Genomic DNA, 25993 nt, shown 5'->3' on the forward strand with positions numbered 1-25993 from the left:
CTCTCCATCCTTCTTTTCTATTATTCATCTTTGTGAGCTTTGCCAAGTGACAAAAGGCTGGTGAGCACGAGTCCTAGGAAACCAAAGAGGGTCCAAGGGCTTGTTGCTTGACCTGTTTTTGGAAGGCTTGGTTGGCTTGTCACTTCTATCTTATCTTTATTAGCTCTTTGAGCCAATTCCTGTGCAGTTTCTTCTTTTTGTTCCTTACGGAAGTCCATCAGATCCCGACCATGGCTTGGTTTTTGAGAAATTTCAGAAATAGCTGGATTAGTTGGCGTCATTGGATTACTTGGAACAATTGGTTTTTCTGCTTGATCTACTGGACTTGGGTCTTGTTCAGGATCTACTTTTGGTTGAATGGTTGCAATTGGTAAGATCCGATCTGCCAATGACGCATACTCTGTATCTTTTTCACTTGGTTGATAACGGAACAAGAGAGACCGACTGTCTTCAACGATTGGAATCGTTGCAGAAATAGAATCTGTCTTGAAGGTCACTTCATAAGGATCTGCAAAATAGATGTAATCCGGATCATAGGTGTGCAAACTCAAAACCAGTCGATGGCCTTTTTTCACTGTATAGAGATTTGGTTGCAGATACATGGTGTAATCATGATATTCGTTTTCTTTCAGATCAATAGAATGACTAGAACTTGCTGAGTCATAGCGAGATGCTGGATTAGCCAAATTCATCCAACCACGCGCAATCACCACACTCTTAACCTTGTGGGTCTTGTAACGTTTGAGAGGCAAGGTTTCAAGGTTGCTACCATTCCAGTAGCCTGTCTCATCGATCGTTTCCTTGTCCAATGTGCGTGTGCTGTAACCGTCTTTGTCATAGGTGATTTCTTCTTTGACCACATCAAAGTCTTCGTCTGAGACATCCATCAAGGTCGCACTGACATGGGCATGGTTTTTGTCTCCCTTGACAAAAGCAGCGCTAAAATGCACAGGAATATGGCCTTTGATGGTGACATCTTGGTCGACTGGTGCTGCATAGGAAGCCGCTACTTCTGAGGAATGGAAGGCCGCATCTTGGTTACGTGTAGTCCAGTTATTTCCCGTACCATAGTAATCACCGGTTACTGTCACATCCTCCCGTTTGGAGTAGATTCGAGCAGAGATGGCATTGTTGGTATCCCATTTATCAAAACGACGCCATTTACTTGGATCTAGATTGTCCTGAGCCGTTACCTGTGGAAGGTTTTCAATCCCATTTTCAATACCGTAGAGGTAATGGCTATACCAGAGATTCATCAGGTCATTAAAGGCTTGGCCTGCGACTTCTGTCCCTGACCAACGCGTAGATGGATAGATGTGATTGCCCTGGTGGAGCAAGACCTTGGCATCGATTCCCGCCTTCTTATAGGCTTCTAACATGAGTTCAAAATGTTTGGGTTTTACATTGTCATCATTGAGCCCTTGAATAATGAGAGGGGCTGCTTTCAAGTTAGCTGCGTTAAGCGTGTAGTCGCGTTTGGCATATTCTTCGTTATAATTATGACCATCCTTGTGTTGGAGCTCATTGAGCTTGGTGATATAGGCTGCATAGTAATCCTTGACCTTGTCCCAATCTTCCTTATCAAGGATTCGGCCTGAAGTATAGACAGATAGCCAAGATAGGTCATTGGAAGCTCCGGTATCAAGAGGAGATCCTTGGCTGTTGAAATGGTCGTACCAACTAGCAATCCCTGCAGCTGGCACAATGGTCTTGAGACCTTCCACTCCAGTAGATGCTACACCAAATGTTGTCGTACCTGCCCAAGATAAACCAGTCATAGCGACGTTTCCGTTGGACCAGTCCGCCTTGACTTCCTGGTTGCTAGTCTTATCTGAGTAAGCTTTGCGTTTGCCATTGAGCCACTCAACAATATTTTTATAAGCTGCGACTTCAAGGTCAGAGCCGGTCGTATTGATCCCGTCTGATCCTTTTGAGCCCAAACCACTGCTGGTCACCACTGCATAACCACGAACTAAGAAATAATTGTACCAGTTGAGATTTTCGTAATCATAATGCGTATAATCTTCAGAGCTTTCACGCGGATTGACGTAGTACCAATCCTTTGGATCAGTCGCTTTGGCTACTTCTTCTGTCGTAACAGTCTTGGTTGCTTGGCGTTTGGCAGGTTTTTCATAGAGCTTGGCCATATCGAAGTTTCCACCTTCTTTGAGACCAATTCCCTCTAAGGTACGCTCTTCTGTCGTTCCTGTTACATAAGGGCTGGCTTCAAAGATGGTCGCAGCTTTATAGTCCCCATTGACAGCAGCTTTTGGCACCTGCACAAAGGTCTTGACCAAGTCAGGCTTGCCGTCTCCATCGGTATCATAATCGGTTTCCACATAGACAATATAGCGAACGATGTCACTCTTGTCATAGGAGTAATGCTCCGGATCGTCTCCTGGCGTAAATGGGAAAATAGGTTGTGCTTTGCCATTCAAAAAGAGAGGGGTCTTCTTATCCGCGCGGTAAGCTGCTCGAAGCTGTTTGGCTACATCAACCATTGAAGTGAGATTAGTAACTGGAGCGGATCCCTCCACTCCTTCCTTGACCATCCCTAGGCTCTTGGCAAAAGCTAATCGGTCTTTATCAGTAGATCCGACTTGATTTTCCTTGGTTGAAGCCCAGTTCAATAGTTGATTGACTGCCTCCGTCACAGTGACTTCTTTTTCACGATCCTGGTCGGTTACAGTTGCACCAGTAATTTCAGCCAAATCTCCTTGGGTTACTTTTGGAGTCGCGCTCACCTCTTGACTGCCAACGGTAGGAGTCGCAGATGCAGGGCTTGGCTGATTGGTTAGATTGGACTCAACAGTTGGAGCGCTCACTACCGTTGGACTTGAAGCAGGTTCTTCATGTAGCTCAGTTGTCGGAGTAGTTGTCGGAGCGGTTGGTGAAGTGGTTGGTCGGTTAGTTTCTGAAACCTCTTCTACTTTTTCAGGCTGTACGGTTTCTTTAGTGTCTCCTTGGGTTGAGGTCACTGTTTCAGTAACTTCAGAGCTTGTCGCTGAAGGAGTCACCGTCTCTTCAGTAGTTGTGCTACTTACTTGGGCTGCTTGCACATGCTGGGCGAGTACAGCAGGACTAATCAGTAAACCTGCAACGAGTAGAGAAACAAGAGTTGTTTTTTTCATAAAATGGTCTCCTTTCACCATTTTCAAAGTCAGTCCTAGCGGAACCCGACTCTATTTTTTTATATTCTCACTTCATTTCTTTCATGTATGCGATTTCTTTTCTAGAAAGGGCTTGCTTCCAGCGCAAACGTTTGTGGCATCCAACTATTTTTGGTAAAATAGGGACATTCACATGAAAGAAGAAATAAAAATGGAAAATCAAACCTTAATGCAATATTTTGAGTGGTATTTGCCCTCTGATGGGAACCACTGGATGCGTCTTGCTGAAGATGCGCAACACTTAGCAGACTTGGGTATTCGTAAAGTCTGGATGCCGCCTGCTTTTAAAGCTACTTCTAACAATGACGTTGGGTACGGAGTCTATGACCTCTTTGATTTGGGCGAGTTCGACCAAAAAGGAACAGTTCGTACCAAATATGGTTTCAAAGACGATTATCTTCAAGCTATTCAAGCCCTCAAAGATGCTGGGATTCAACCAATGGCCGATGTCGTTCTCAACCATAAAGCTGCTGCTGATGGCTTAGAGGAATTCGAGGTCGTTGAGGTCGATCCGATGGATCGAAACAAGGTTCTCACTGAGCCCTTCACCATTCAAGGATGGACCAAATTCATCTTTGATGGCCGAAATGGCGCCTATAATGACTTCCACTGGCATTGGTACCACTTCACCGGCACTGACTACGATGCTTCACGTAATAAGAATGGGATCTACCAAATCCAAGGGGACAACAAAGGTTGGGCTCATGGAGATCTGGTTGACAAGGAAAACGGAAACTACGATTACCTCATGTATGCCGATATCGATTTCAAACATCCAGAGGTTGTAGAAAATCTCGACCAATGGGCTGAATGGTTTATCGAAACAACAGGGGTTGAGGGCTTCCGTCTAGATGCAGTCAAGCACATTGACTCCTTCTTTATGAAGAATTTCATCCACAATATCACCAAAAAATATGGAGAAGATTTCTACGTCTTTGGTGAATTTTGGAATGGCGACACAGAAACCAACGATGAGTACTTGGAAAGCATTGACTACTTGTATGACTTGATCGATGTGGCCCTCCACCAAAATCTCTTCCGAGCTAGTCAAGAAGGTGAAAATTTCGACCTTCGAACCATTTTTGATGGAACACTAGCTCTCAATCATCCTGAACAGGCCGTGACCTTTGTGGACAACCACGATACCCAACGAGGGCAAGCCTTGGAATCTACCATTGAAGAATGGTTTAAGCCTGCAGCCTATGCTTTGATCTTACTTCGTGAAGCTGGTTTGCCTTGTGTTTTCTTTGGAGACTACTACGGTATCGAGGGCAAATTTGCGCAAGAAAGTTTCCAAGAGGTTCTCGATCGTCTCTTATGGGTTCGTAAAGATCTGGCCTATGGGGAACAGACGGACTACTTCGATGATCCTAATTGCATCGGTTGGACATGCTCAGGTACAGAAGAATCAGAACCAATCGCCTGCTTGATTTCGAATAACCAAGCTGCTACAAAAGTCATGGAGATTGGCTCATCATACGCAGGACTCACCTACTATGATGTCTTAGAAAATTGTAGCGAAACTGTCCAAGTTCAAGAAGACGGTACTGCCGAATTCCCAGTTGCAGAACGCTCTGTCAGCGTCTGGGTAGCCCAAGATACAGAGGGCTAATAACCAATAAATGTGATTTTCTCCTAGGATCTACCTGTTCCTAGGAGAATTTTTTCCTGTAAAAATTTTATAGGAAATACAGCTTCATTTTAGCACTATAAGAAAGCGCTGTCAATGGGTGTCACATCTATTTGAAAGAAATAAAGAGCATCAAAAAAAGCTGGAAAAAATTATCCAGCCTTCGATGTTTGATAGAAATAACTGTATGACGCAGTGGTTGATTGGTATCTTTGTTCGCTTTTTAAGCTCCAAAGATGACCTAATCAACTGTGCGGGGGTGGGAAGTCGAACTCTTTTTTACTAGTCGGAGTTCTTTCCCACTCCCTTCTTTTTAGCTCAATTCTGCAATGATTTCTTTCAATTGGGCTTTCGTATGAACTCCAGCCACTTGTTTGACAACTTGTCCATCTTTTTTAAAGAGAAGAGTTGGGATCGACATGATACCGAATTGACGCGCTGTATTTGGATTTTCATCGACATCTATCTTACAGATTTTCAAATCATCTTCATGTACTTCTTCTGCCAACTGATCCAAGATTGGAGCCTGCATGCGGCATGGACCACACCAAGTTGCCCAAAAGTCAATCAAGACAAGTCCTTGGCTGGTTTCTTGTTCAAAAGTTGCATCTGTGATTACGTGTGCCATATTTCCTCCTTTTTCAGTAGTGACTACTGATTCTGCATTTCTACTTTTATTTTACACTAAAAGATGCCATTTTAGAAATATTTGCTACGGGGACTCCTCAGGCATCTTCTCTCTTTTTGCGCCAAAAGATGAGACTAGAAGCTGTTAGGCTGATCACCCCTAAGAGACCCAGAGCATGATCTTTGCTCCCTGTTTGAGGAAGCGTAGGATCTGCCTGTTCTCCTCCTACTGCAGAAGTCGCAACTTGAGGATCTTCTGCCAATCCTAGTGAAACAAATTGAGGGCCATAGGATACAGCTAGTGTATGATGAGGTTTCTCTTGTCTTGCTGATTCTCTTTGCATCTGTTCTTCTTTTTCAGGAAGAGTTTGGCTTGGTTGGACAAAGGATTCTGGGCTTGGAAGCCTATATTCTTCCTTGTAGTGCACTTCTGGAGCGACTAAAGCAGCTCCTTCAACTTCTGGCAAGTTTGCATAGTCTGTATCTGTTGCACTTGGCACATAGGCTGCCTTTTGGGCGCGGGTCTTCTCGACAATTGGAATCGCCGCCTGGATAGAATCTGTCTTGAAGGTCACTTCATATGGATGCTCCACCGTTAAATCAGATGGGTCATAGGTGTTAAAGACTAGGGCTAACTTGTGACCTTTCTTAACTGTATAGAGATTTGGTTGGAGATAAACCGTGTAATCGTGGTATTCTCCCACTTTAGGCTCGATGCTAGCGCGTGAGCTTGCTGAATCGTAGCCAGACTCAGGGTTCGCAAGATTGATCCACCCTTTTGCGATCACCTTGTATTTGGTCTTGATGGTTTCGTATTCGGCAACAGATAGGTTGCTTAAATTGCTTCCCATCCAGAAACCGTCTGCTGTTTTATCTTGCTTGACGCTACCATTTCCTACCACGTCAAAATCCTCATCTGCCACATCTACCAAGAGGGCGTTGATTTGGAAATTCTTTCCTTGACCCTTGGCAAGAGCTGCCTTGAAATGAACGGGGATGTGGCCCTTGATCGTAGTGTCCTCAGTAATATCAGAAACAAAGGTCAGATTGGCCTTAGAGGAGGCTTTGCTGACTGTTTCATTACGGTTAGCGATCTCAACACCTGCAGCCGCATAATCACTAGAAATGGTTTCTTCTAGCCGTTTAGAGCTTGCATTCAAGAAGAGACGTTGACTGCTCTTCCAGTTATCATAGCTGGTCCACTTGCTTGGATCATAGTTGTTTTGAGCTAGAACCGCTGGCAAACTTTCGACGTGATTGTCCACACCGTAGAGGTAATGGGTCAGCCAGGTATTGAGCAGGTCATAAAAGTCCTGACCATTGGAGGTGATGCCGTATCCTCGTGACATAGCCGCTGGATAGACGTGATCTCCTTGGTGGAGATAGAGCTTGACATCTTGTCCTGCTTTCTTGAGGGCATCGTACATGAGTTCAAAGTGTTTGGTCTTGACATTGTCATCATTCAAGCCATGGACGATCAGGGCGCTGGTCTTGAGATTTTCTGGATGAAGGGTATAATCCCGCTCCTTCCAGACATCGCTGTAGTTACGATCATGGGCGTACTGGTCCTTGTTCAATTGGTTGATGTAGTTGGAATAGTTTTGCCAAATCCCTGCCCAGTCGTCTTGGTCCAGCATCCGCGTGCTAACGTAGAGGGATAGCCATGAAAGATCACTATAAGGGGCGTTACCAAACTGGGTTCCTTGGCTATTGAAATAATCATACCAAGAGGCAATCCCTGCTGCTGGAACGATGGTCTTTAGGCCTTCTACGCCTGTCGCTGCCACACCAAAGGTCGTGGTTCCAGCCCAGGAGAGACCGGTCATAGCGACATTGCCTGTTGCCCAGTCTGCCTTGATTTCAACATTGCTAGTCTTATCGGTGTAGGCCTTGCGTTTGCCATTGACCCACTCGATGATATTCTTGAAGGCATTGATTTCGAGATCGGATCCTGTGGTGTTAAATCCTTCTGATTCCTTGGTACCAAGTCCCGCACTCGAGATAAAGGCATAGCCTCTGACCAAGAAATAGTCGTACCAGTTCAGATCTTCGTAGTCATAGATATACTCGTAGGGACTGTAGTAATACCAATCCGATGCCTTGGCTTTTTTGGCTGCTTCTACTGTTGTTTCACTGCTTACTGGCTGTCTCTTTGCAGGTTGGCTGTGCAGTTTCTTCATGTCATAGCTACCGTCCGTTGGAAGCCCCAAACTTTCGAGGGTCACGTAGTTTTCATCAAGCGTCCCCGCTACGTAAGGGCGCGCTTCCAGAATAGTGGCTGCCTTAAAATCACCTTGCGCTACTGCTTTTGGTAGTTGAACAATGGCTTTGACTAAGTCAGGCTTGCCATCTGCGTCGGTGTCGTAGTCCGTTTCGACATAGACAGGGAAGCGTACAATTTGGCTGTCTTCATATTTGTAGTCTTGGTCTGCTTTTTCTCCCGTCGTATAAGGGAAAATCGGCTGGGCACGACCATTTAAAAAGAGCGGGCTTTTCTTTTCAGCCCGGTAGGCATCGTAGAGTTTCTTAGCTGTTTCATACATCTTGGCCAATTCTGGCTGACTAACCTTACGAGTCAAATCTTCTGATTTTTCAATCAAGCCTAAACTCTTGGCAAAGCGTTCGCGATCTGCTTGGCTTTGGCCCAATTGGCTAGGATCTGTTGCTGCCCATTGAAGCAAGCCATTAACAGCATCTTGGACCGTCAACTCTTTAGAGGTCTGATCCTCTGCAAGGGTGCTACCTGTGACCTTTGCCAAATCCTGGGCTGTTACCGAAGCTTCTGAAGTAGAAGCAGCTTGAGGCGCAACTTCCCTGTTTGTTGCTGCTGGACTTGCTACTGGGACTGTAGGCTCACTTTGTCTTGTGTGTTCTTCTGTAGCAGGGTTTGCTTGATTGGCAACTGCTGTCCGATCCAGCGATGCCTCATTCAAGTTTGCTGCTTCTTCACTAGTGACAGTACTTGCGTCACTTGTTGTCGGTCTTGCTTCAGTAGATGGAGCATGGACCACTTCTGTCGATGGGGCTAACTCTTCCGTTTGCTCGTCTGCTGCTACTACTTGATGCAAGACCATCGGCGCGATCAGTAAGCTCGATGCGACAATGGAAACCATTGTTTTCTTTTTCATGTCAATCTCCTCACTTTTTGTAATCAACACTACTATTATACTATGTAAGCGTTTTTATATCAAACAGATGTTCATCTGATCCAAAAAAAACCGAGGCATCAGCCTCGGTTATCGATTCTTATTTAACGTGTTTCTTAAGATCTTCTTGTGCTTTTTTGTTTGACTCTGCTTGTTCTTTTTGCCATTTTTCAAGGGCTTTGTTGTAGTCAGCACTTGTCACAGCTTTGTCTTGGAGTTTCATTCCTTTGTAGATCACGTGGTCTTTTCCTTTACCACCAGTCCATGCAAATGGAGCTGAGAATGGTTCGATACGTGTCAAGAATGGACGTCCAGTTGATGAAGAAGTTGGCATAACAAGGGCGCTATCAGTCAACCAAGCTTGCGCAGCCGCATATTTTTCATATCGTTTGTTGACGTCTTGTGTTTCTGCACCAGCATCTTTGATCATCTTTTCAAAGTCGTACAGACCAACTTTTTTAGCTGCTTCATTGTTTTCACTTGGGTCAAATCCAAGGAAAGTTTTAGTATTTTCACCAGATGAAGCTTTCAAGATATCCATGTAAGTTGATGGGTCTTGGTAGTCAGGGCTCCATCCAACATTATCAGAGAGATCCCAGTCTTCTCCAGCCGCATTTGGCGCAAAGAGGGTCACATTTTGAAGGTCTTCTTTCGAAAGCATTTGGATATCGATAACGACATTTTCTTTACCAAGCGCTTCTTCAACTGATTGTTTGAAAGATTGCACCCGTTGAACTCTTGATGGAGTGGTTTGGTCCACAGGCATATCGATGTGAATTGGGAATTTCACACCTTCTGCTTCCAAAGCAGTTTTCGCTTTTGCAAACTCTTCCTTCGCTTTCTTAGCATCGAAGAGACCGTTTTGACCATCATCTAGTTTAGTAGATTTCCACTCATCTCCGTAGGTATCCAATTGTGTTTTCACCATTTCACCGAAGGTCTTGCCATCAGCTTGGACAAATGTTGGTGGAATGTAGAGGTTACGGATGATCTTGCTTGCTCCGTCTTTTCCGTTCAATTGAGCAGCATAAGCTTCACGGTTGAATGCAAAGCTGATCGCTTGACGGAAGTCCTTGTTCAAGAGGGCTTTCTTAGTAGATTGTTTTTCTTCGTCGGTCTTCTTAGCTGTGTGTTTGTAAGATTGACGGTCGATGTTGGTACCAATGACATAAGAAGCAGCATCTTGAGGAGTGTAGGTGATTTCGTCTTTAAATTCTTTGGCTTGCTCTGAGTAACCAGATCCAGTTGGGAAGAGTTTTGCCAAGCTAAGAGCATTTTCTCCGAATGATTTGGCCAATTTACTTTGGTCTTGTCCATCGTAGAATTCCAATTTCACATCTGAGATGTAGACCTTGTCTTTATCCCAGTAGTTTTCATTCTTGGTCATTTCGATAGAAGATTTTGAAGTAAAGCTCTTCAAGATGTAAGGACCATTGTAAAGAAGGGAGCTTGTGTCACTTGCTTGAGCGAATTTATCCCCTTTTGATTTCACGAATTTTTCGTTGACAGGGAAAGTGATCCCAAGAGTCAATTTAGAGTTCCAGTAAGATTCTGGTTGGTTCAAAGTGATTTGAAGGGTATGATCATCAACTGCTTTTACTCCTACAGCTGAGAAATCTTTATTTTTACCACTGACGTAGTCATTCAAGCCTTTGATAGAATCTTGGATGATGTAGAGCATTTCTGATTTGTTATCAGCCGCATATTTAATTCCTGTGACGAAATCTTTAGCTGTTACATCCGCATACTCTTCGCCTTCTGAATCATACCATTTAGCATCGTCACGAAGTTTATAAGTATAAGTCAAGCCATCTTGCGAAACTGTCCAATCTTTTGCAAGAGATGGAATCAAGTTCCCGTATTTATCATTTTCAAACAAACCATCAATCAAGTTTCCAGTGATATCGTGGGTTGCTGCTTTACCAGATGTGATATAGTTTAGGTTTTCTGGCTCAGTCTCATAGACATATGAGAATTTTTGACCGTTGCTTGAGCTAGATGATTTAGAACCACCCGAACAAGCTGCTAGGATACCTGCTGAAAGGAGGGCAACTCCCGCAAGTGCAATGACATTTCTTTTTTTCATGTAAAACTCCTTAAGAAATTTTAAGTTTATTTTAAGATTATACCACAAAGATTTTCAGAAGAAAAGGAATTTTCAGAAAATTTTAGTTTATAAAAAAACTACTCCGGAGAGTAGTTATCAATTTAACTTTAAGACTTATTTGAGACTTTCCTTAGGTGAGTACGGACGTCAGCGAACTTCTACGAAGTTCCATGACTTAGTTTTGAACCTAAAGTTTCAAAACTCCCGAGTGCTTGAAATGATTCTATTTCAAGCACTTTTCTCACAGCGGAAAGTCTCAGTTTTGATTTGAAAAACTATAAGGACTAGATATTTTATAAAAAAACTTCTTATGTTATTTTCTAAGAAAAAACATTGTTTTCTTTCTAAAGCTAGTTCACAAAAGTAGATCCAATCTTTAATCTACTAATTCGCTCTTGAGGTAGGCATCGACCATGCGCTCTGTTGCGACTACAGAATCCAAGTGAGTCCGCTCATATGAGTGGCTAGATTCGATCCCTGCCCCGAGAAGAGCGTGTTTCACTTCTGCTCCTGCGCTCATGGCTGCAGAGGCATCTGATCCATAGAAAGGATAGATATCCAACTTATAAGGGATTTCTTGGGCTTTTGCCAAGGCTACCAAATGCTGACGGAATTCGTAGTGATACGGTCCTGAAGCGTCTTTGACACAGATGGATACCGTGTATTCATCCGTCGCTTGGTCATCTCCCATAGCTCCCATGTCCACTGCCAAGTACTCTACTACTTCAGCCGGAATACTAGAATTAGCACCATGCCCCACTTCTTCAAAGACTGAAAAGGCAAAGGTGGTCGTTACTGGCAATTGGATCTGTTCTTCCTTGTACACGCGCAGAAGATTCAAGAGAATCGCTGCACTCACCTTGTCATCCAAGTGACGAGATTTGATAAAGCCGGTATCTGTCACAATGGTCCGGGGATCAAAGCTGACAAAATCACCCACTTCAATGCCAAGGGCACGGGTTTCTTTCTCATTGGTCACTTTTTCATCCAGACGGACTTCCATATTGTCCTGAGTCCGCTCGACAGTTCCCGCATCCTTGTAGACGTGGCAAGAAGTCTGATGGACCAAAATTGTCCCCGAATGGGTCTTTCCTGTATTGGCTACATGGACTGTACAATTTTCCCCTTCAATCATATTCCAAGGGAAACCACCGATACGGTCTAGCTTGAGCCGACCATCTGCTTTCACAGCGCGGACAATAGCCCCCAAGGTGTCCACATGGGCTGTGACGTAGCGTTGCTTGTCTGTGATCACACCAGGAACGGTCACATTCACGCCTCCCTTAGCAGTCCGAGTTACCTCATACCCAAAGCCTTCAATGGTTTTGACCAAATAGTCTGCGATCTCACGTGTAAAACCGGTCGGTGAAGGAATGGCTGTCAATTCCTGCAAATAAGTCACTGTCTGATTCATAATGCCTCCAAATGTGTTTTTCTTTATTCTAGCATGAAATAGGTGGAATAGCTAGAGGAGAGATTACAGGTTAGCGTTTTTCAACTCTTCCCGTACTTGCATTAGGAGAAAGCCAGAGTTCTATTTATATTTTCAACACATTTTGGGAGAGATTCATCTAGTGCACCTAAAGAAACTTGTCCACAACTAACGGTGTCTAAACAAGTTCCACGCAGGCTATTTCAATGGTGAAACATAATTATCAGGATAAAATATGATGTAATTTTTGACAATATCTGTTAGACTATCTTCAGTTATGTTTCTCCACTTATGGAGATAGAAGGTTTCAGACTTGAGAACAGAGTGAAACCATTCGATACAGCCATTATCTGCTATTTCGCCTCTTTTCTGAGAATTCTTACACTCCTGTTTCCAGCGATAAAGGTGGAGCGTTTGACGCCGAAACATTCTAAAATAATAGATACAGCGCACGTTTTCTTATACTCTTCTACTAGCTTGATAAGACTTACTTTGTCGATTCTCTTATCAAGCTCTGATACTTTTTTAGTAATTCTACCTGCAAACGTAACTGTTCCACTTCAGATAACTGTTTCATCCCATTACCATAAGTATATTGTTTCCCCACGGGTTGGTGGAAACGGTACAATTCATCATTCTGATACCATCGCAACCAGTTCTTGGCCTGACTAGCATTTTTGATACTGAGGGTATCCATGATAACTTTATTTGATTTGCCTGCCTTCTTCATTTCGATACAGGCTAACTTAGTTTCTACCGAATATGCTTTTTTGACCATAACAAAACACTCCTGTTTCTAGTTTACCAGATTTCAACAGGAGTGTTTTCTTGTGTCTCATTTTATGGGTGCAGTGCCGACCCTAGGGATTCTTTCGTTCTCATATATACGTCATTAGTATAGGCTAATTTGATTTAAATTCCAAGAGAAATAACATTTTACATAAAAATCAGTGGGTATTTTACAATTTTTCCATATAATATAGCTAAAAAACAACTGGTTTTAAGAATTCTTATCTGAAACATTCGGAAATTCCCCTTAACCGTAGCGGAAAGTTGTTTTCTTCTCCTATTTATAATAGACTATCACTAACATTAGATGAAAAGGTGACTCTATGACTATAAATCAACTGCTTCAAAAGCTGGAGCCTACTAGCCCTATCCTTCAAGCTAACTTTGGAATTGAACGCGAAAGTCTTCGTGTCGATAGACAGGGAAAATTAGCACATACGCCTCACCCTTCCTGCCTAGGAGCTCGAAGTTTCCACCCTTATATTCAAACAGATTTTTGTGAGTTTCAGATGGAACTCATCACACCAGTTGCTAAATCTACCACTGAGGCTTGTCGATTTCTTGGAGCCATTACCGATGTAGCTGGACGTTCCATCAGTAAAGATGAACTTCTCTGGCCCTTGTCCATGCCTCCTCGTATCAACGCCCAAGAAATCCAAGTTGCCCAACTGGAAAATGAATTTGAACGCCATTATCGTAACTACCTGGCCGAAAAATACGGAACTAAACTACAAGCTATCTCAGGTATCCACTATAATATGGAACTAGGGAAAGATTTGGTTGAAGCCCTATTCCAAGAAAGTGACCAGATTGATATAATTGCTTTCAAAAACGCCCTCTATCTGAAGCTGGCTCAAAACTACTTGCGCTACCGTTGGGTGATTACCTATCTTTTTGGGGCTGCACCTATTGCTGAGCAAGGATTCTTCGACCAAGAAGTTCCAGAACCTGTGCGTTCCTTCCGTAACAGTGACCACGGCTATGTCAATAAGGAAGAAATACAAGTATCTTTTGCAAGCCTAGAAGACTATGTCTCTGCCATCGAAAACTATATCGAACAAGGTGATTTGATTGCGGAAAAGGAATTTTACTCGGCTGTTCGTTTCCGTGGACAAAAGGTTAATCGCTCCTTCCTTGACAAGGGAATCACCTACCTAGAATTCCGTAACTTCGACCTCAACCCCTTTGAGCGTATCGGTATTAGCCAAACTACCATGGATACCGTACACCTACTCCTTCTAGCCTTCCTCTGGCTGGATGCCCCTGAAAATGTTGATCAGGCTCTGGCTCAAGGTCACGCGCTGAATGAAAAAATTGCCCTCTCTCATCCTTTAGAACCTCTACCTTCTGAAGCTGAAACTCAGAACATTACGACAGCTCTAGACCAACTGGTGCAACATTTTGGGCTTGGTGACTATCATCAAGGGCTGGTCAAACAAGTTAAAGATGCCTTTGCAGATTCCAGTCAGACACTAGCTGCTCAACTTCTTCCTCATATCAAAGACAAATCCCTTTCTGACTTTGCCCTTGACAAGGCGCTTGCCTATCATGATTACGACTGGACTGCCCACTATGCCCTTAAGGGTTATGAGGAGATGGAACTTTCTACCCAGATGCTGCTCTTTGATGCCATTCAAAAAGGGCTTCATTTTGAAATCCTAGATGAGCAGGATCAATTCCTTAAACTCTGGCATAAAGATCATGTTGAGTACGTCAAAAATGGTAACATGACCTCAAAAGACAACTATGTAGTTCCTCTTGCCATGGCTAATAAAACCGTGACCAAAAAAATCCTGGCTGATGCTGGCTTCCCTGTCCCTGCCGGCGACGAATTTACCAGTCTAGAACAAGGTCTAGCCTACTATCCTCTTATCAAGGGCAAGCAAATTGTGGTTAAACCAAAATCAACCAACTTCGGTCTGGGCATTTCCATTTTCCAAGAGCCTGCCAGCCTTGATAACTATAAGAAAGCTCTCGAGATTGCCTTTGCAGAAGATACAGCTGTTCTTGTTGAAGAATTTATCCCAGGAACCGAATACCGTTTCTTCATTCTGGACGGGCGTTGTGAGTCTGTCCTCCTTCGTGTCGCTGCTAATGTTGTCGGTGATGGCAAACACACCATTCGTGAATTAGTCGCTCAGAAAAATGCCAATCCATTGCGAGGCCGTGACCACCGCTCACCTCTGGAAATCATTAAGCTAGGAGACATCGAACAATTGATGTTGACTCAGCAAGGTTATGCACCTGATGATATTCTCCCAGAAGGGAAAAAGGTCAATCTCCGCCGTAACTCCAACATTTCTACAGGTGGTGACTCTATTGATGTCACTGAGACAATAGATTCCTCTTACCAAGAATTGGCAGCAGCTATGGCAACTAGCATGGGGGCCTGGGCTTGCGGGGTTGACCTCATCATTCCAGATAAAACTCAGCCTGCTAGCAAGGAAAAACCTCATTTCACTTGTATCGAGCTCAACTTCAATCCCGCTATGTATATTCACACCTATTGTGCTGAAGGTCCTGGACAAGCTATCACTCCAAAAATTCTAGACAAGCTTTTTCCAGAAGTTGCCACAAGTCAAACCTAAAACCTAATTCTTAGGAACAAACAAATCACCTTTATCTCGATGATATGATACCTCTTAAGTAGACAAGGTAAATACCTAAAATCTACGGCTTTTTGTCAACTTTAGTGGGTTGAAGAAAAGCTAAGCTCGAGAAAGGACAAATTTCGTCCTTTCTTTTTTGATATTCAGAGCGATGAAAATTCGCTTCTTGAAGTTTTCAAAGTTCCGAAAACCAAAGGCATTGCGTTTGATAAGTTTGATGAGATTATTAGTCGCTTCCAATTTTGCGTTGGAATAGGATAACTGAAGGTCATTGATGATTTTCCCTTTGTCCTTTAGAAATGTTTTAAAGACAGTCTGAAAAAGAGAATGAACCTTCTTTATATTGTCTTCAATGAGTCCAAAAAATTTCTCTGGTTCCTTATTCTGAAGGTGAAAAAGCAAGAGCTGATAGAGATTATAGTGGTATTTCAAGTCTTCTGAATAGCTCAAAAGCTTGTCTAGGATTTCTTTATTGCCTAAATTGTCAAATTAAGTTAGACTTTTCAAGTAACTCAGAAAAACTTGGTAGGGTGATTGAAATAGTTCTAATGGTAATTCATAGACTACCCTCTGTTCAGCTATTCCTCCTTCATCAGTAACAAAAAAATATTTCTCATGATGTCGCCAAATATGTTGTCCATAACCTTTTATTTCCTCAAACTTACTAACTTCTTCCCAGCCTAGTTTACTATATTTCATGTATGTTCTCCTCTTTGGGTACTAATATCTTTCATGATGCCTTCTGGCATATTTCCTGGGAAGGTTTGTCCTCCTGGTTTCCAAAAATCTTCAAAAGCAGATGCTTCATTTTCGCTTGGAATTCTTGTATGAGATTGATGAAATGCTTCTAATTTTAAAATTTGATGCATTTACTATGATTCCAAGTTTTCTATTTGATTTAAAAGCTCCCATAATCTATTATTGTAGGCTTCAATTTCTTCATTAATTTTTAGTCGTTCCAAATAATCATTCTTCCAAACAAAAAAGTCTGATAGACCTCCTCTTGGAGGATAAAGGATATCTTTAATTTCTCTTATTGTAGGGAGTGAGTCACCATTTTCCAATGCACATTCTAATCCTTGTAAAAATGAAATTTGTACATGAATTGTCCCATCATTGTATTGATTTAATAGTGGTAATATTAATTTGATATTATCTAATAATTCTTTTCGTTTCATTTCTTTCCTCACTAATTTAATGGTTTTGAGCTAATAACCTCTACACCTTCTATTTTCCACGGAGTTTCAATAAAAATTTGTTCATATTCCAAACCACCTTGATAGATGCCTCCTTGACTCGCAACAGGTCCTCTGTATATTGTTGTGCCAGCTGGTATTTTTATTTCGTAAACTGTATTTAAAGGAGAGCTGCCAGTGTAGTTTCCTGAACGATCTGTCCAAATTGGTTTTACTGCCGTATTTATTCTAACTTCTATCTCAGAATGTGGGGCTGATTCTGTAAACCATTGCCCTAGCGGATTGCTTTGGTCGCCAGCTCGATATAATATTTTAGGAGACTTCAAAACTTCAACATCATACCGTCCCCCATAAAAATTAACATTAGGCTGACCTCTTAAATCATTTAGTGGACCAGGATTTGTATATGAATTATATTCATAAGTTTGCAAATCGGGATATTTAGATTGAATATTATTTACTACTGGTCCCTCAACATCTAAATTCTTAGGTGCAGGCTGAGGCTTGACTACCGGCTGAAGCCTCGTGGTTGAAAAGTCTTTAAACCCTGAATTCTCCCTCGAAAGCCTGCTTTCTTCTATATTTCGTAAAATATGTTCGCGATCATAAGGTTTTGTGGTTTCTGTTATAGTTTTACCATTGATATCTACCTTAAGGTTAACCTCAGGAATTACTGGATTCCTATTGAAGACAGGAATCTTCCCTTTTACCTTACTATATCCATCCGAGAAAGTTGTGTAGGGTTTATTGTAGTACTGATTATATCCAACATAAGTGGTTACCTTAAGGTAGCTCCTTAAAACTTTGTCCTATTTTTAATTTTCTACTATGTAAACTTGAAAACTCTTGACCTTACTGCCAACAACATGCTTTTCAACATCGCATTCCCACCAAGGAAGAATATCTTCTTCCAAAATTTCTAAAAATAAGTCTTTAGATGATAAGTCATCTTTTAAGAAGCTATCATAATTTTCAAGAATAAAGTTGTATTCTTCAGCTTTTATCCATGATAAGTCTGTCAGCCAATCTGTAATAGATGACCAATTATTGGCATCAGGAAGTCCGACATTTTTTTCAAGAAAACGAAATAGTTCTTCTTTGTTTTGGATCTGCTTCCCATCAAAATTTGCTACAAAGCCACTGAAAGGCAATCGATCTTGCATTTCAAGTTTCGTAATGTAATGAATTCTATTTTTCAGGATTTCAAACCTCTATTCTATTTTTTTAAAATGTTTTATAATGGTCTTCTGTTTTGAGTAAAATCTATTTTTGAATATCGATTTGAAAAAATAGGTTGATTCAAACTAAACTTGCTGGTTGCTGAGGAGGCCACATAACCTCCTACGATGTTCCCGATAAAGTTTGCGGTTTGAACATCTTCTTCGCTTCCACCTAGGAGTTTGGTCCCATGATAGACAACCTGACCACCTGTATAGAGATTTATTTCTCTTAGAATACAATATAATTATACAAAGTCTAATTGAATAGTTTGATTGCTCTCCATTTTTTTAGCTGTATTAATAATATTTTCTATTTCTCTTTGAGTTATCGGAAGATTCTCATGAGGAGGCTCCCATTGTGTCATACTATCTTTATAAACAACAAATTTTTTATTGATCAGCAATTCTCCTTGTGCTTTTAAGAGGAAACCATTCTCTAAATCAAAAGTAATTGTTGATCTTGTTCCTGTAATTTTCATTTCTACCTCTCGAATATAATTTTTTCTACCCCTGTTTTAGGATCTATTGTTGTAACCTTAGTAACATTTGGATTGGCCTTCAATCTTGGTAGTTCGATGTTTTCCCAAATATTTCCTGGTCGTAGTTCGCTACCAACTACAGCTCTTATTTCACCAGATACTTGCTCTGCGTAAACATTCGAAGCTTCCTCCCAAGCTGTTACACTTGAAGGAGTATTAAAATCCCATTCAGGCATTACAATGTTCGTATCATCAATCGTAGATTCTAATGTAACTCCTCCTTTATTTTTTGCTATTTTTTTCGCAACATCCATTCCTCCAATGCCATCTGTTCGTCCTGACCAGAAAAAAGCCGTATCTGGATCAGTTTTCAATCTACCTCGTATTAACTCAACATCAAAGTCAGTTTGAGTAAAATCTATTTTTGAATATCTATTTGAAAAAACAGGAATTACTGGTTTCCTATTGAAGACAGGAATCTTCCCTTTTACCTTACTATATACATCCAAGAACGTTGTATAGGGTTTATTGTAGTACTGATTATATCCAACATAAGAGGTATACAAGGTACTTGCTAGTTGGAGGCTATCAGTAAAAGCTCTCACCTTCTTGATATTTTTTGCACGATTGATTTCTTCCTGTGTAGCAGGTTTACCTGTAAAAGGATCAATACCTTCTTCAATTATATAATAATCATATTTAGTTTGAAAAGCAGGATCTCGCCAACTAAGCATTTTTTGACTATCTAAAAGGAAATAGCGATCTAGTAGGTAATCATAATTGGCCCGTTCTGTTTCAGATTTAAATAGTTGTGCATAGGGATTCACATGAGCCATGGAGATCAATGTTTTAAGTTCTGGGTAGGCCTCTTCTATCGCTTCTTGATCCATTGCATCGATACGTTTCTTAAATTTCGGGTCCACCTTGGCTAATTCTGAAGGTAATAACCCTAAGTGATCATCCTTCACTTCATTATACCGCTTCCATAACAATTTGAGATCATTCATATCCCATTTTGCGAGAATCGTATCACCTTGCCCCATATTCGTAAACCTTTTATAGGCTTGAATCACATCTCCATACTCTTCCTCCAGATCTGCACGTGACATTTTTGAAAGTTTTTCCTCTAACGTTTCAACCTTCGGATTCTTCACTTTGTTCAGAATGGCTTGTCGTTTTTGCCATCCTAAAGAGATTGTTTGCTTCCACGATAGATCAGATCCACTACTTGGTGGCAAGTAGGTTCCACTAGCAGCATCCCATGATTGTGCAGCTTGGGCAAACCCATTTTGAACGGCCAATAAATACCGCTCTGAATTTAAAAAGATAGTTGGAGATGAACCGCACCCCAAAAGTTAGACAGAAAAAATCTAACTTTTGGGGTGTTTTTATTATGAAATTGACATATAAGGATAAGGTTCAAATATATGAACTTAGAAAACAAGGGCGAAGCTTCAAAGAGCTTTCAAATATATTCGGGATAAATATTCCTAATCTTAGGTACATGATTAAATTGATTGATCGTTACGGTATAGAGTTCGTCAAAAAGGGGAAGAATCGTTATTATTCTCCTAAATTAAAACGAGAAATTATTGATAAAGTTCTGCTTGAAGGTCGTTCACAAATAAGGGTGTCTCTAGATTATGCTCTCCCAAACCAAGGAATGCTTCCAAATTGGCTGGCACAATACAAGAAAAATGGGTATACTATTGTTGAGAAAACAAGAGGGAGAGCACCTAAAATGGGACGCAAGCCAAAGAAGAAACCTGAAGAAATGACAGAGTTAGAACGTCTTCAAGCAGAAAATGAATACCTGAGAGCGGAGAATGCTGTTCTAAAAAAGTTGAGAGAACTCCGATTGAAGGAGGAAAAAGAGCAAGAAGAAAAACGAAAATTGTTCAAGGATTGGTAGCAGAGTTTTCTTTAGATATCCTTCTAAAGATTATTAAGCTTGCCCGTTCAACTTATTATTATCACTTAAAACAGCTGGATCAAAGCGATAAGGATGATCAAGTTAAAGCTGAAATTCAGTCAATTTATACTGAGCATAAAGGAAATTACGGCTATCGTCGCATGACTCTAGAATTACGAAATCGTGGCTTCGTAGTGAACCATAAGAAGGTGCAGCGTCTTATGAAAGTACTTGGTTTAACGGCTCGAATTCGCCGTAAACGGAAGTATTCTTCATACCAAGGAGAGGTTGGCAAGAAAGCAGATAACCTTATTCAACGTCAATTTGAAGCAACCAAACCAATGCAAAAGTGCTACACAGATGTGACAGAATTTGCCATTCCAGCAAGCAGCCAAAAGCTTTATTTATCACCAGTTTTAGATGGCTTTAACAGCGAAGTTATCTCCTACAATCTTTCTACTTCGCCGAACTTAGTACAAATGAAAGCTATGCTAGAACAAGCCTTTACAGCGAACCATTACGAAAATACAATTCTCCATAGTGACCAAGGATGGCAATACCAACACGATTTCTATCATCATTTTTTAAAGAATAAGGGAATCCAACCATCTATGTCACGTAAGGGAAATAGCCCAGATAACGGTATGATGGAATCTTTCTTTGGCATTCTTAAGTCTGAAATGTTTTATGGTTATGAGAATACGTTTCAGTCACTTGAGCACTTGGAACAAGCTATTGTCGACTATATTGATTACTACAACAACAAACGAATTAAGGTAAAACTAAAAGGACTTAGTCCTGTACAATACAGAACTAAATCCTTTGCTTAAATTAATTGTCTAACTTTTTGGGGTCAGTACAGAGATACTGCATTATAAGTAAGCAGGCTAATTAATATTTTCTGTAACTTTTGTTTTACTCCCTCAAATACAGCTATGGAGACCGAAAGATTTAGAAAAGCTGAAATCTTATTATCCGATTTTGTTTCCATCAACTGTCGTAGACTGGAAATCTTTTGATCTGCTTCCCTAATTTTTTCCTCTAAATCCACTTGACGCCAACTTTTACTATCTACATCAGAGGTATATTGACTGACAAATTTTTGACAGTCCTCCGCCAGTGATTCTTGGTATAAGACAATCCCTTGAATTAATGGAATTACAGTACTTGTAATATGCGCCTTTGCTGAGTCGTAAGCATGCCCTTTTAACTCTTCTTCAGCTACAAAATTTTCAAGAACTTTAATCAATTCAATATTCTGTTGCACACACTGGGCGGATATACTAGATAAACTAGTTGCCTGACTTCTGGCAGATTCTAGATACATATCTATACTCATGTGATTTCCTCCGTCACTAATCGTCTTTTTTCTTGGTGAATCGAATCTAACTTCATTTCAATAGATTTATGTTCTTTCCGAAGTTTTTCTAATTCTTCATCCAGACTGTATTCCATTATTCTCACTTGATGCTGGAAATCTAACTGGTCATCCATCATTTGACTTTGATATCTGCTACCTTCGAAAAGAAAATCTAGATCATTTAACCAATGAGAATCATTCAAAAGCTGATCCATTACTTCCATTTTTTTCGAATCTAATTTTTCTATCCGCTGATATAGGTCCCACTCCTTATCTGAAAGTTGTCGTTCTTTCTCATGGAGCTTATTCCATGTCGCTTCTGCACTCATATCTAATCCTCTAATACATCTAAGTATTTTGATTTCGCTTCATTTGAGAATGACGGCTTAGACTGAATAGTATTCAAAATATTTAAGTTTTGACGAATCATGGCATCCTTATCTTCAAATTGGTCGGCTAAGCTATGGATATTTTGAATCATAGTCACAATATGATTCGATAGCTGAGTCTGAAGATTCTCAAATTGACTAATACCATTTTTAGCACTATTATTACCAGCAACTGTCGTTTGTTCATCTCTTTGAACTGTAATAGCTGAATGATTATTGGCAGATCCTATTGCAGTAGCATGCTTAGCAGCCACCGAAAGATCACTTTTTACTGTGTATTTATCTCCCATTCATTTCTTCTTTAAATTTTTTCATATTATAACATCTTTCACAGCTATAAAAAAGCCTAGTTAGTGGTATTCCCAGCTCATTCACACACAAAAAAACTCAAGCTGATTCACTTGAGTTTCTTCTTATGGATCATTGTAATCATCTGGTTGGTGGCCCTACCAAGCCTAGGGGGTTAAGTGAAATAGCTCGAGAAGAGAAGTTATCTGCCCCACAAATCTTCTATAGTACTCGTCTGAAAAACATACAAGATCGTATTGGTTATACGATAAAGTAATCTCTACTTCTTTGACATCTTCATCTATCCATTCTTTTTTCCACATTAATCATTAATTTCTCCGCAACATCTAAAACAAAAAAGAGCAGCAAACTGAGCTGCTCTCCATTTTGTTTATTTTTCGACCATTCCGCCTTTGATAAGACTGTCTTTCGTTACTGAATAACTGACTGTTTTGTCATCTAGGGGATTAAAGCCTGGGACGATTTCTTTTAATTTATTAAAATCGATTTTTGTGTAATCAATGGTATTGCGGATATAAAAGATTCCGTCTTTGTATTCTGATGTTAGTTCAAATCCATGGCCCATCAGATCTTTGAATTTTTCTTGGCTCTTAGCAACGGCTTCTTTCATGGTTTCAAGAGGGTTCTCACCAGGCACTTTTGAGACGTCGTAATCATCAACTTTTTCTTGTAATAACAAGGTATCTCCCTTGTAATACAATGTAATAGTTGACTTACCTGCTTCATCACTCGTTTCGAGAACGGTTTTTTGTGCACCTGCTAGTGCATCTTCTTTTTTGCTTTCATCAGTTGATGACTCTTTTGTCTTCTCTTTAGCGGATGATTTGCTTGTTGCTTTACTAGTTGCTTTAGTAGACGATGGACTAGTAGATTTTGTAGTCTCTTTTTGTGCGCAACCAGCTAAAAGAAGACCCGCTGTCAAGAAGACGGCTAACATTTTTGTGGTTTTATTCATTTTGAATACCTCACTTTTTTATGATGGTTAAGGAAATGACTGACGTCTGAAACGAGTCATTTGTCAAGATCAACTGTCGTTTTAGATGTTATTAAAAAAGTCTCAAAAATGATGTTCGCAGTCCCTCCTTATCGATCATTGTAGCCATCTGGGTGGCTGGAATGCCAAGCCCAGGCTGTTTGGATAATGGTTTCGATATTGTCAAATTTTGGTTGCCAACCGAGGATGGCACGCGCCTTCTCAGAGGATGCGATCAGGGTATCTGGATCTCCTGGTCTGCGATCGGCCAGCTCAAGTGGGATCGGATGTCCTGTCACCTTGCGGGCTGCTTCAACGATTTGAAGATTGGAAAATCCAGTCGATGAGCCCAGATTAAAGGCAGTAGATGGGTTGCCATTTCGGAGATACTCCACTGCTAAAAGATGGGCATCTGCCAAGTCAAATGGATGGACGTAGTCCCGAACATTGGTGCCATCTGGTGTCTTGTAGTCATCTCCAAAAATAGAGATCTTCTCGCGTTTGCCTTGGGCCACTTGCAAGACGATCGGCAAGAGATGGGTCTCTGGTCCATGGTCTTCTCCGATGGATCCATCTGGCTTGGCACCCGCTACATTAAAGTAACGAAGGGGAACATACTTGATCCCGTAGGCTTGATCGGCCCAGCGCATGATGGTTTCCATCATGAGCTTGCTTTCGCCATAAGGATTGATCGGTTTTTGTGGAGTGGTCTCAAGAATCGGAATTTCTTCTGGAATGCCGTAGGTAGCGGCAGTTGAAGAAAAGACGATGTAGTGCACCCCACATTCATGCATGACTTCCAAGAGTTTGACCATGCCAGCTGTATTGTTATCAAAATATTTCAATGGATCTGTCATAGATTCAGCGACCAGTGAGTAGGCCGCAAAGTGGATGACCGCATCGATATCTGCGTGTTCTTTAAACACAGTGCGCATAAAGTCTTGGTCCGCCAGGTCTCCTTGGTAAAAGACGGCATCTGGATGCACCGCTGCACGGTGGCCTGTGACCAGGCTATCGACCACGACGACTTTTTCCTGTCCTTCATTGACCAAGCGGTCCACCATGTGGGAACCGATATAGCCAGCTCCTCCGAGTACGAGTATTGCCATTTGTTTTCCTTTCGCTTCTTGTCTTCTCTCTTATTGTACCAAATTTCTGCCTCTTCTCCACACTTAAAGTGTCGCAACAAAGCATCTAAAGGCAGCTTGTCCTTCTGCTGTTCGCTTGTAGACTCCAGCATCTTCCAGCACACGCGCAAAGATCTGGCCGACTGATTCACAGACAAGGGCTTCTGCCTCTGCTTCGTCTGTGATGGATGGGTGAGTGGCTTTCAAGTCATCCGCCCAAGGCTGGTGGTAGGTCGCCACAGTGCTTTCACGTCCAAGCAGATAGTCTTGAACCTGCTTGAGCTCTTCCTTGAGTCGAGGTGGCAATATGGCCAAGCCCATGACTTCGATCAAGCCAATATTTTCTTTTTTGATGTGTTGCACATCCGCATGTGGGTGATAAATGCCATCGGGATGCTCTGGTGAGGTTTGGTTATCACGGAGCACTAAGTCCAATTCATAATGCCCATCACGAATCCGTGCAATGGGGGTAATGGTATGGTGGGGCTGACCATCGGATACCGCTAAAACTTGAACGGCTGGATCCGAGTAGCCTCGCCAGGCTGTTAGGATATGGTCTGCCAGGGCAATCAATTGCACCTTGTCGTCCGATTGCAAGCGGAGAACCGACATGGGCCAGTTGACAATACCTACCGATACAGCCTCAAAGCCCTCAACGCTAAAGCTTTCCTCCACAGGAGCTAGCTCCATAGGGAAGGTGTGGCGTCCGCCTTGGTAATGGTCATGAGTCAGGATGGATCCCCCTACAATGGGCAGGTCTGCATTGGACCCTGCAAAATAGCCTGGAAAAGTCTCGACAATGGTCAAGAGTCGCTCAAAGGTCTTGCGGCTAATGGCCATGGGAACATGTTGGCTATCGAGGAAAATGCAGTGTTCATTGAAGTAGGCATAAGGGGAATACTGAAAACCCCAATCATGACCGTCCATGTCAAAGCGAATAATCCGATGATTGGCCCGGGCTGGATGGTCTAGGCGACCTTGATAGCCTTCATTTTCAAAGCACAATTGGCAGGCTGGATAATGACTGACTTTGGCAAGTTTGGCCGCTGCAATGTCTTTAGGATCTTTTTCAGGTTTTGACAGATTGATGGTGATTTCAAGAGAACCGTAGGGAGTTTCTGCCTCAAAGGCAATGTTTTGTGCAATGGCTTTGACCTTGATGTAATCATTGCGCTTAGAGAGGGCATAGAAATCAGCAATCGCGTCTTCCTTGGACTGACGGTAAGTCTCCCAGAAACGATGGTTGACTTGACTAGGGCTAGGGGTGATCCAATCCATCAACTCCGCACCCAAACTGTCTTTTGCGGCCATACTATCCTGGATCTTGCTATTTGCAACAGCGATCTCTAGCAGCTGATCTTTAAGTGCGATCAACTCTTCTTTTTGGACTGGTCCATCTAGCCCTTCTTCTCCAACGCGACTCATGATGCGATTTTTTAGATAAATCCGATCCATCTCTTCGTAGTCACTTGCCGCAATGACGGCTGTGACAAATGCATCTAATACCTGTTCTGTCAT

At 41.7% G+C, this 25993-nt stretch carries 20 protein-coding genes and 3 pseudogenes; 3 read left to right on the forward strand and 20 right to left on the reverse strand.

What is annotated here, in order from left to right:
- Positions 1 to 20: 20 nt before the first annotated feature.
- Positions 21 to 3131, reverse strand: a complete 3111-nt coding sequence (locus TZ97_RS04860; RefSeq protein WP_045759584.1) for a CocE/NonD family hydrolase — start codon at positions 3129 to 3131, stop codon at positions 21 to 23.
- Positions 3132 to 3303: 172 nt separating this feature from the next.
- Here TZ97_RS04860 and TZ97_RS04865 point away from each other — a divergent pair, with 172 nt between their 5' ends.
- Complete coding sequence (locus TZ97_RS04865) at positions 3304 to 4782, forward strand: alpha-amylase (protein WP_045759585.1); 1479 nt, start codon at positions 3304 to 3306, stop codon at positions 4780 to 4782.
- Positions 4783 to 5113: 331 nt separating this feature from the next.
- On the opposite strand, the gene trxA is transcribed toward TZ97_RS04865, so the two are convergent.
- The 5 genes and pseudogenes from trxA to TZ97_RS10820 all read right to left on the reverse strand — a co-directional run.
- On the reverse strand, positions 5114 to 5428 hold the full coding sequence (gene trxA, locus TZ97_RS04870) for a thioredoxin (protein ID WP_045759586.1): 315 nt from the start codon (positions 5426 to 5428) through the stop codon (positions 5114 to 5116).
- Positions 5429 to 5525: 97 nt separating this feature from the next.
- The gene (locus TZ97_RS04875; RefSeq protein WP_045759587.1) at positions 5526 to 8555 is read right to left on the reverse strand and encodes a CocE/NonD family hydrolase; all 3030 of its coding nucleotides are present in this window, start codon (positions 8553 to 8555) and stop codon (positions 5526 to 5528) included.
- A gap of 118 nt (positions 8556 to 8673) precedes the next feature.
- Positions 8674 to 10659, reverse strand: a complete 1986-nt coding sequence (locus TZ97_RS04880; RefSeq protein WP_045759588.1) for a peptide ABC transporter substrate-binding protein — start codon at positions 10657 to 10659, stop codon at positions 8674 to 8676.
- A gap of 397 nt (positions 10660 to 11056) precedes the next feature.
- A complete protein-coding gene (locus TZ97_RS04885; protein ID WP_045759589.1) occupies positions 11057 to 12094 on the reverse strand; it encodes a M42 family metallopeptidase in 1038 nt (345 codons plus the stop codon).
- Between the two features lie 541 nt (positions 12095 to 12635).
- Positions 12636 to 12890: pseudogene (locus TZ97_RS10820) on the reverse strand (hypothetical protein); the annotation flags it as partial.
- A gap of 334 nt (positions 12891 to 13224) precedes the next feature.
- On the opposite strand from TZ97_RS10820, the gene gshAB reads away from it, so the two are divergent.
- Entirely contained in the window at positions 13225 to 15489 is a 2265-nt protein-coding gene (gshAB, locus tag TZ97_RS04895; protein ID WP_045759590.1) for a bifunctional glutamate--cysteine ligase GshA/glutathione synthetase GshB, read from the forward strand.
- A gap of 120 nt (positions 15490 to 15609) precedes the next feature.
- On the opposite strand, the pseudogene TZ97_RS04900 reads toward gshAB, so the two are convergent.
- The 8 genes and pseudogenes from TZ97_RS04900 to TZ97_RS10050 all read right to left on the reverse strand — a co-directional run.
- Positions 15610 to 15993, reverse strand: a pseudogene (locus TZ97_RS04900) (ISL3 family transposase); the annotation flags it as partial.
- A gap of 6 nt (positions 15994 to 15999) precedes the next feature.
- Positions 16000 to 16209: a hypothetical protein gene (locus tag TZ97_RS04905; RefSeq protein WP_031573799.1), complete on the reverse strand. Its 210-nt coding sequence runs from the start codon at positions 16207 to 16209 to the stop codon at positions 16000 to 16002.
- Complete coding sequence (locus tag TZ97_RS10780; protein ID WP_158000719.1) at positions 16206 to 16379, reverse strand: hypothetical protein; 174 nt, start codon at positions 16377 to 16379, stop codon at positions 16206 to 16208. Before TZ97_RS10780 ends, TZ97_RS04905 begins: the two co-directional genes overlap by 4 nt.
- 3 nt (positions 16380 to 16382) lie before the next feature.
- The gene (locus TZ97_RS04910; protein WP_003007809.1) at positions 16383 to 16688 is read right to left on the reverse strand and encodes a hypothetical protein; all 306 of its coding nucleotides are present in this window, start codon (positions 16686 to 16688) and stop codon (positions 16383 to 16385) included.
- An 11-nt stretch (positions 16689 to 16699) separates the two neighbouring features.
- Entirely contained in the window at positions 16700 to 17137 is a 438-nt protein-coding gene (locus TZ97_RS04915) for a hypothetical protein (protein ID WP_070449111.1), read from the reverse strand.
- Between the two features lie 384 nt (positions 17138 to 17521).
- Positions 17522 to 17869 (reverse strand): barstar family protein, encoded by a 348-nt coding sequence (locus tag TZ97_RS04920; RefSeq protein ID WP_003007812.1) that lies wholly within the window; start codon positions 17867 to 17869, stop codon positions 17522 to 17524.
- A 302-nt stretch (positions 17870 to 18171) separates the two neighbouring features.
- Positions 18172 to 18405: an Imm74 family immunity protein gene (locus TZ97_RS04925; protein WP_003007814.1), complete on the reverse strand. Its 234-nt coding sequence runs from the start codon at positions 18403 to 18405 to the stop codon at positions 18172 to 18174.
- 2 nt (positions 18406 to 18407) lie between these two features.
- Positions 18408 to 19742, reverse strand: a pseudogene (locus tag TZ97_RS10050) (hypothetical protein); the annotation flags it as partial.
- 56 nt (positions 19743 to 19798) lie between these two features.
- On the opposite strand from TZ97_RS10050, the gene TZ97_RS10195 reads away from it, so the two are divergent.
- Positions 19799 to 21147, forward strand: a protein-coding gene (locus TZ97_RS10195; protein WP_152620226.1) for an IS3 family transposase whose coding sequence is annotated in 2 segments (ribosomal slippage) — positions 19799 to 20249 and positions 20249 to 21147 — 1350 coding nt in all. Because the reading frame shifts where the segments join, the coding sequence is not laid out codon by codon here.
- Between the two features lie 23 nt (positions 21148 to 21170).
- On the opposite strand, the gene TZ97_RS04945 is transcribed toward TZ97_RS10195, so the two are convergent.
- The 6 genes from TZ97_RS04945 to galT all read right to left on the reverse strand — a co-directional run bounded on the left by TZ97_RS04945 (position 21171) and on the right by galT (position 25993).
- On the reverse strand, positions 21171 to 21656 hold the full coding sequence (locus TZ97_RS04945) for a hypothetical protein (RefSeq protein WP_045759592.1): 486 nt from the start codon (positions 21654 to 21656) through the stop codon (positions 21171 to 21173).
- Entirely contained in the window at positions 21653 to 22006 is a 354-nt protein-coding gene (locus TZ97_RS04950; RefSeq protein ID WP_045759593.1) for a DUF3958 family protein, read from the reverse strand. Before TZ97_RS04950 ends, TZ97_RS04945 begins: the two co-directional genes overlap by 4 nt.
- Positions 22007 to 22008: 2 nt before the next feature.
- Positions 22009 to 22356 carry a TIGR04197 family type VII secretion effector gene (locus TZ97_RS04955; protein WP_045759594.1) on the reverse strand — a complete coding sequence of 116 codons (348 nt, stop codon included), beginning with the start codon at positions 22354 to 22356 and terminating at the stop codon, positions 22009 to 22011.
- A gap of 389 nt (positions 22357 to 22745) precedes the next feature.
- Positions 22746 to 23330 carry a DUF1307 domain-containing protein gene (locus TZ97_RS04960; RefSeq protein ID WP_045759595.1) on the reverse strand — a complete coding sequence of 195 codons (585 nt, stop codon included), beginning with the start codon at positions 23328 to 23330 and terminating at the stop codon, positions 22746 to 22748.
- Between the two features lie 128 nt (positions 23331 to 23458).
- Positions 23459 to 24457 carry a UDP-glucose 4-epimerase GalE gene (gene galE, locus TZ97_RS04965; RefSeq protein ID WP_045759596.1) on the reverse strand — a complete coding sequence of 333 codons (999 nt, stop codon included), beginning with the start codon at positions 24455 to 24457 and terminating at the stop codon, positions 23459 to 23461.
- Between the two features lie 63 nt (positions 24458 to 24520).
- The gene (gene galT, locus TZ97_RS04970; protein ID WP_045759597.1) at positions 24521 to 25993 is read right to left on the reverse strand and encodes a UDP-glucose--hexose-1-phosphate uridylyltransferase; all 1473 of its coding nucleotides are present in this window, start codon (positions 25991 to 25993) and stop codon (positions 24521 to 24523) included.

This window comes from Streptococcus parasanguinis (genome assembly GCF_000963275.1).
Classification (GTDB): Bacteria; Bacillota; Bacilli; order Lactobacillales; family Streptococcaceae; genus Streptococcus; species Streptococcus parasanguinis_B.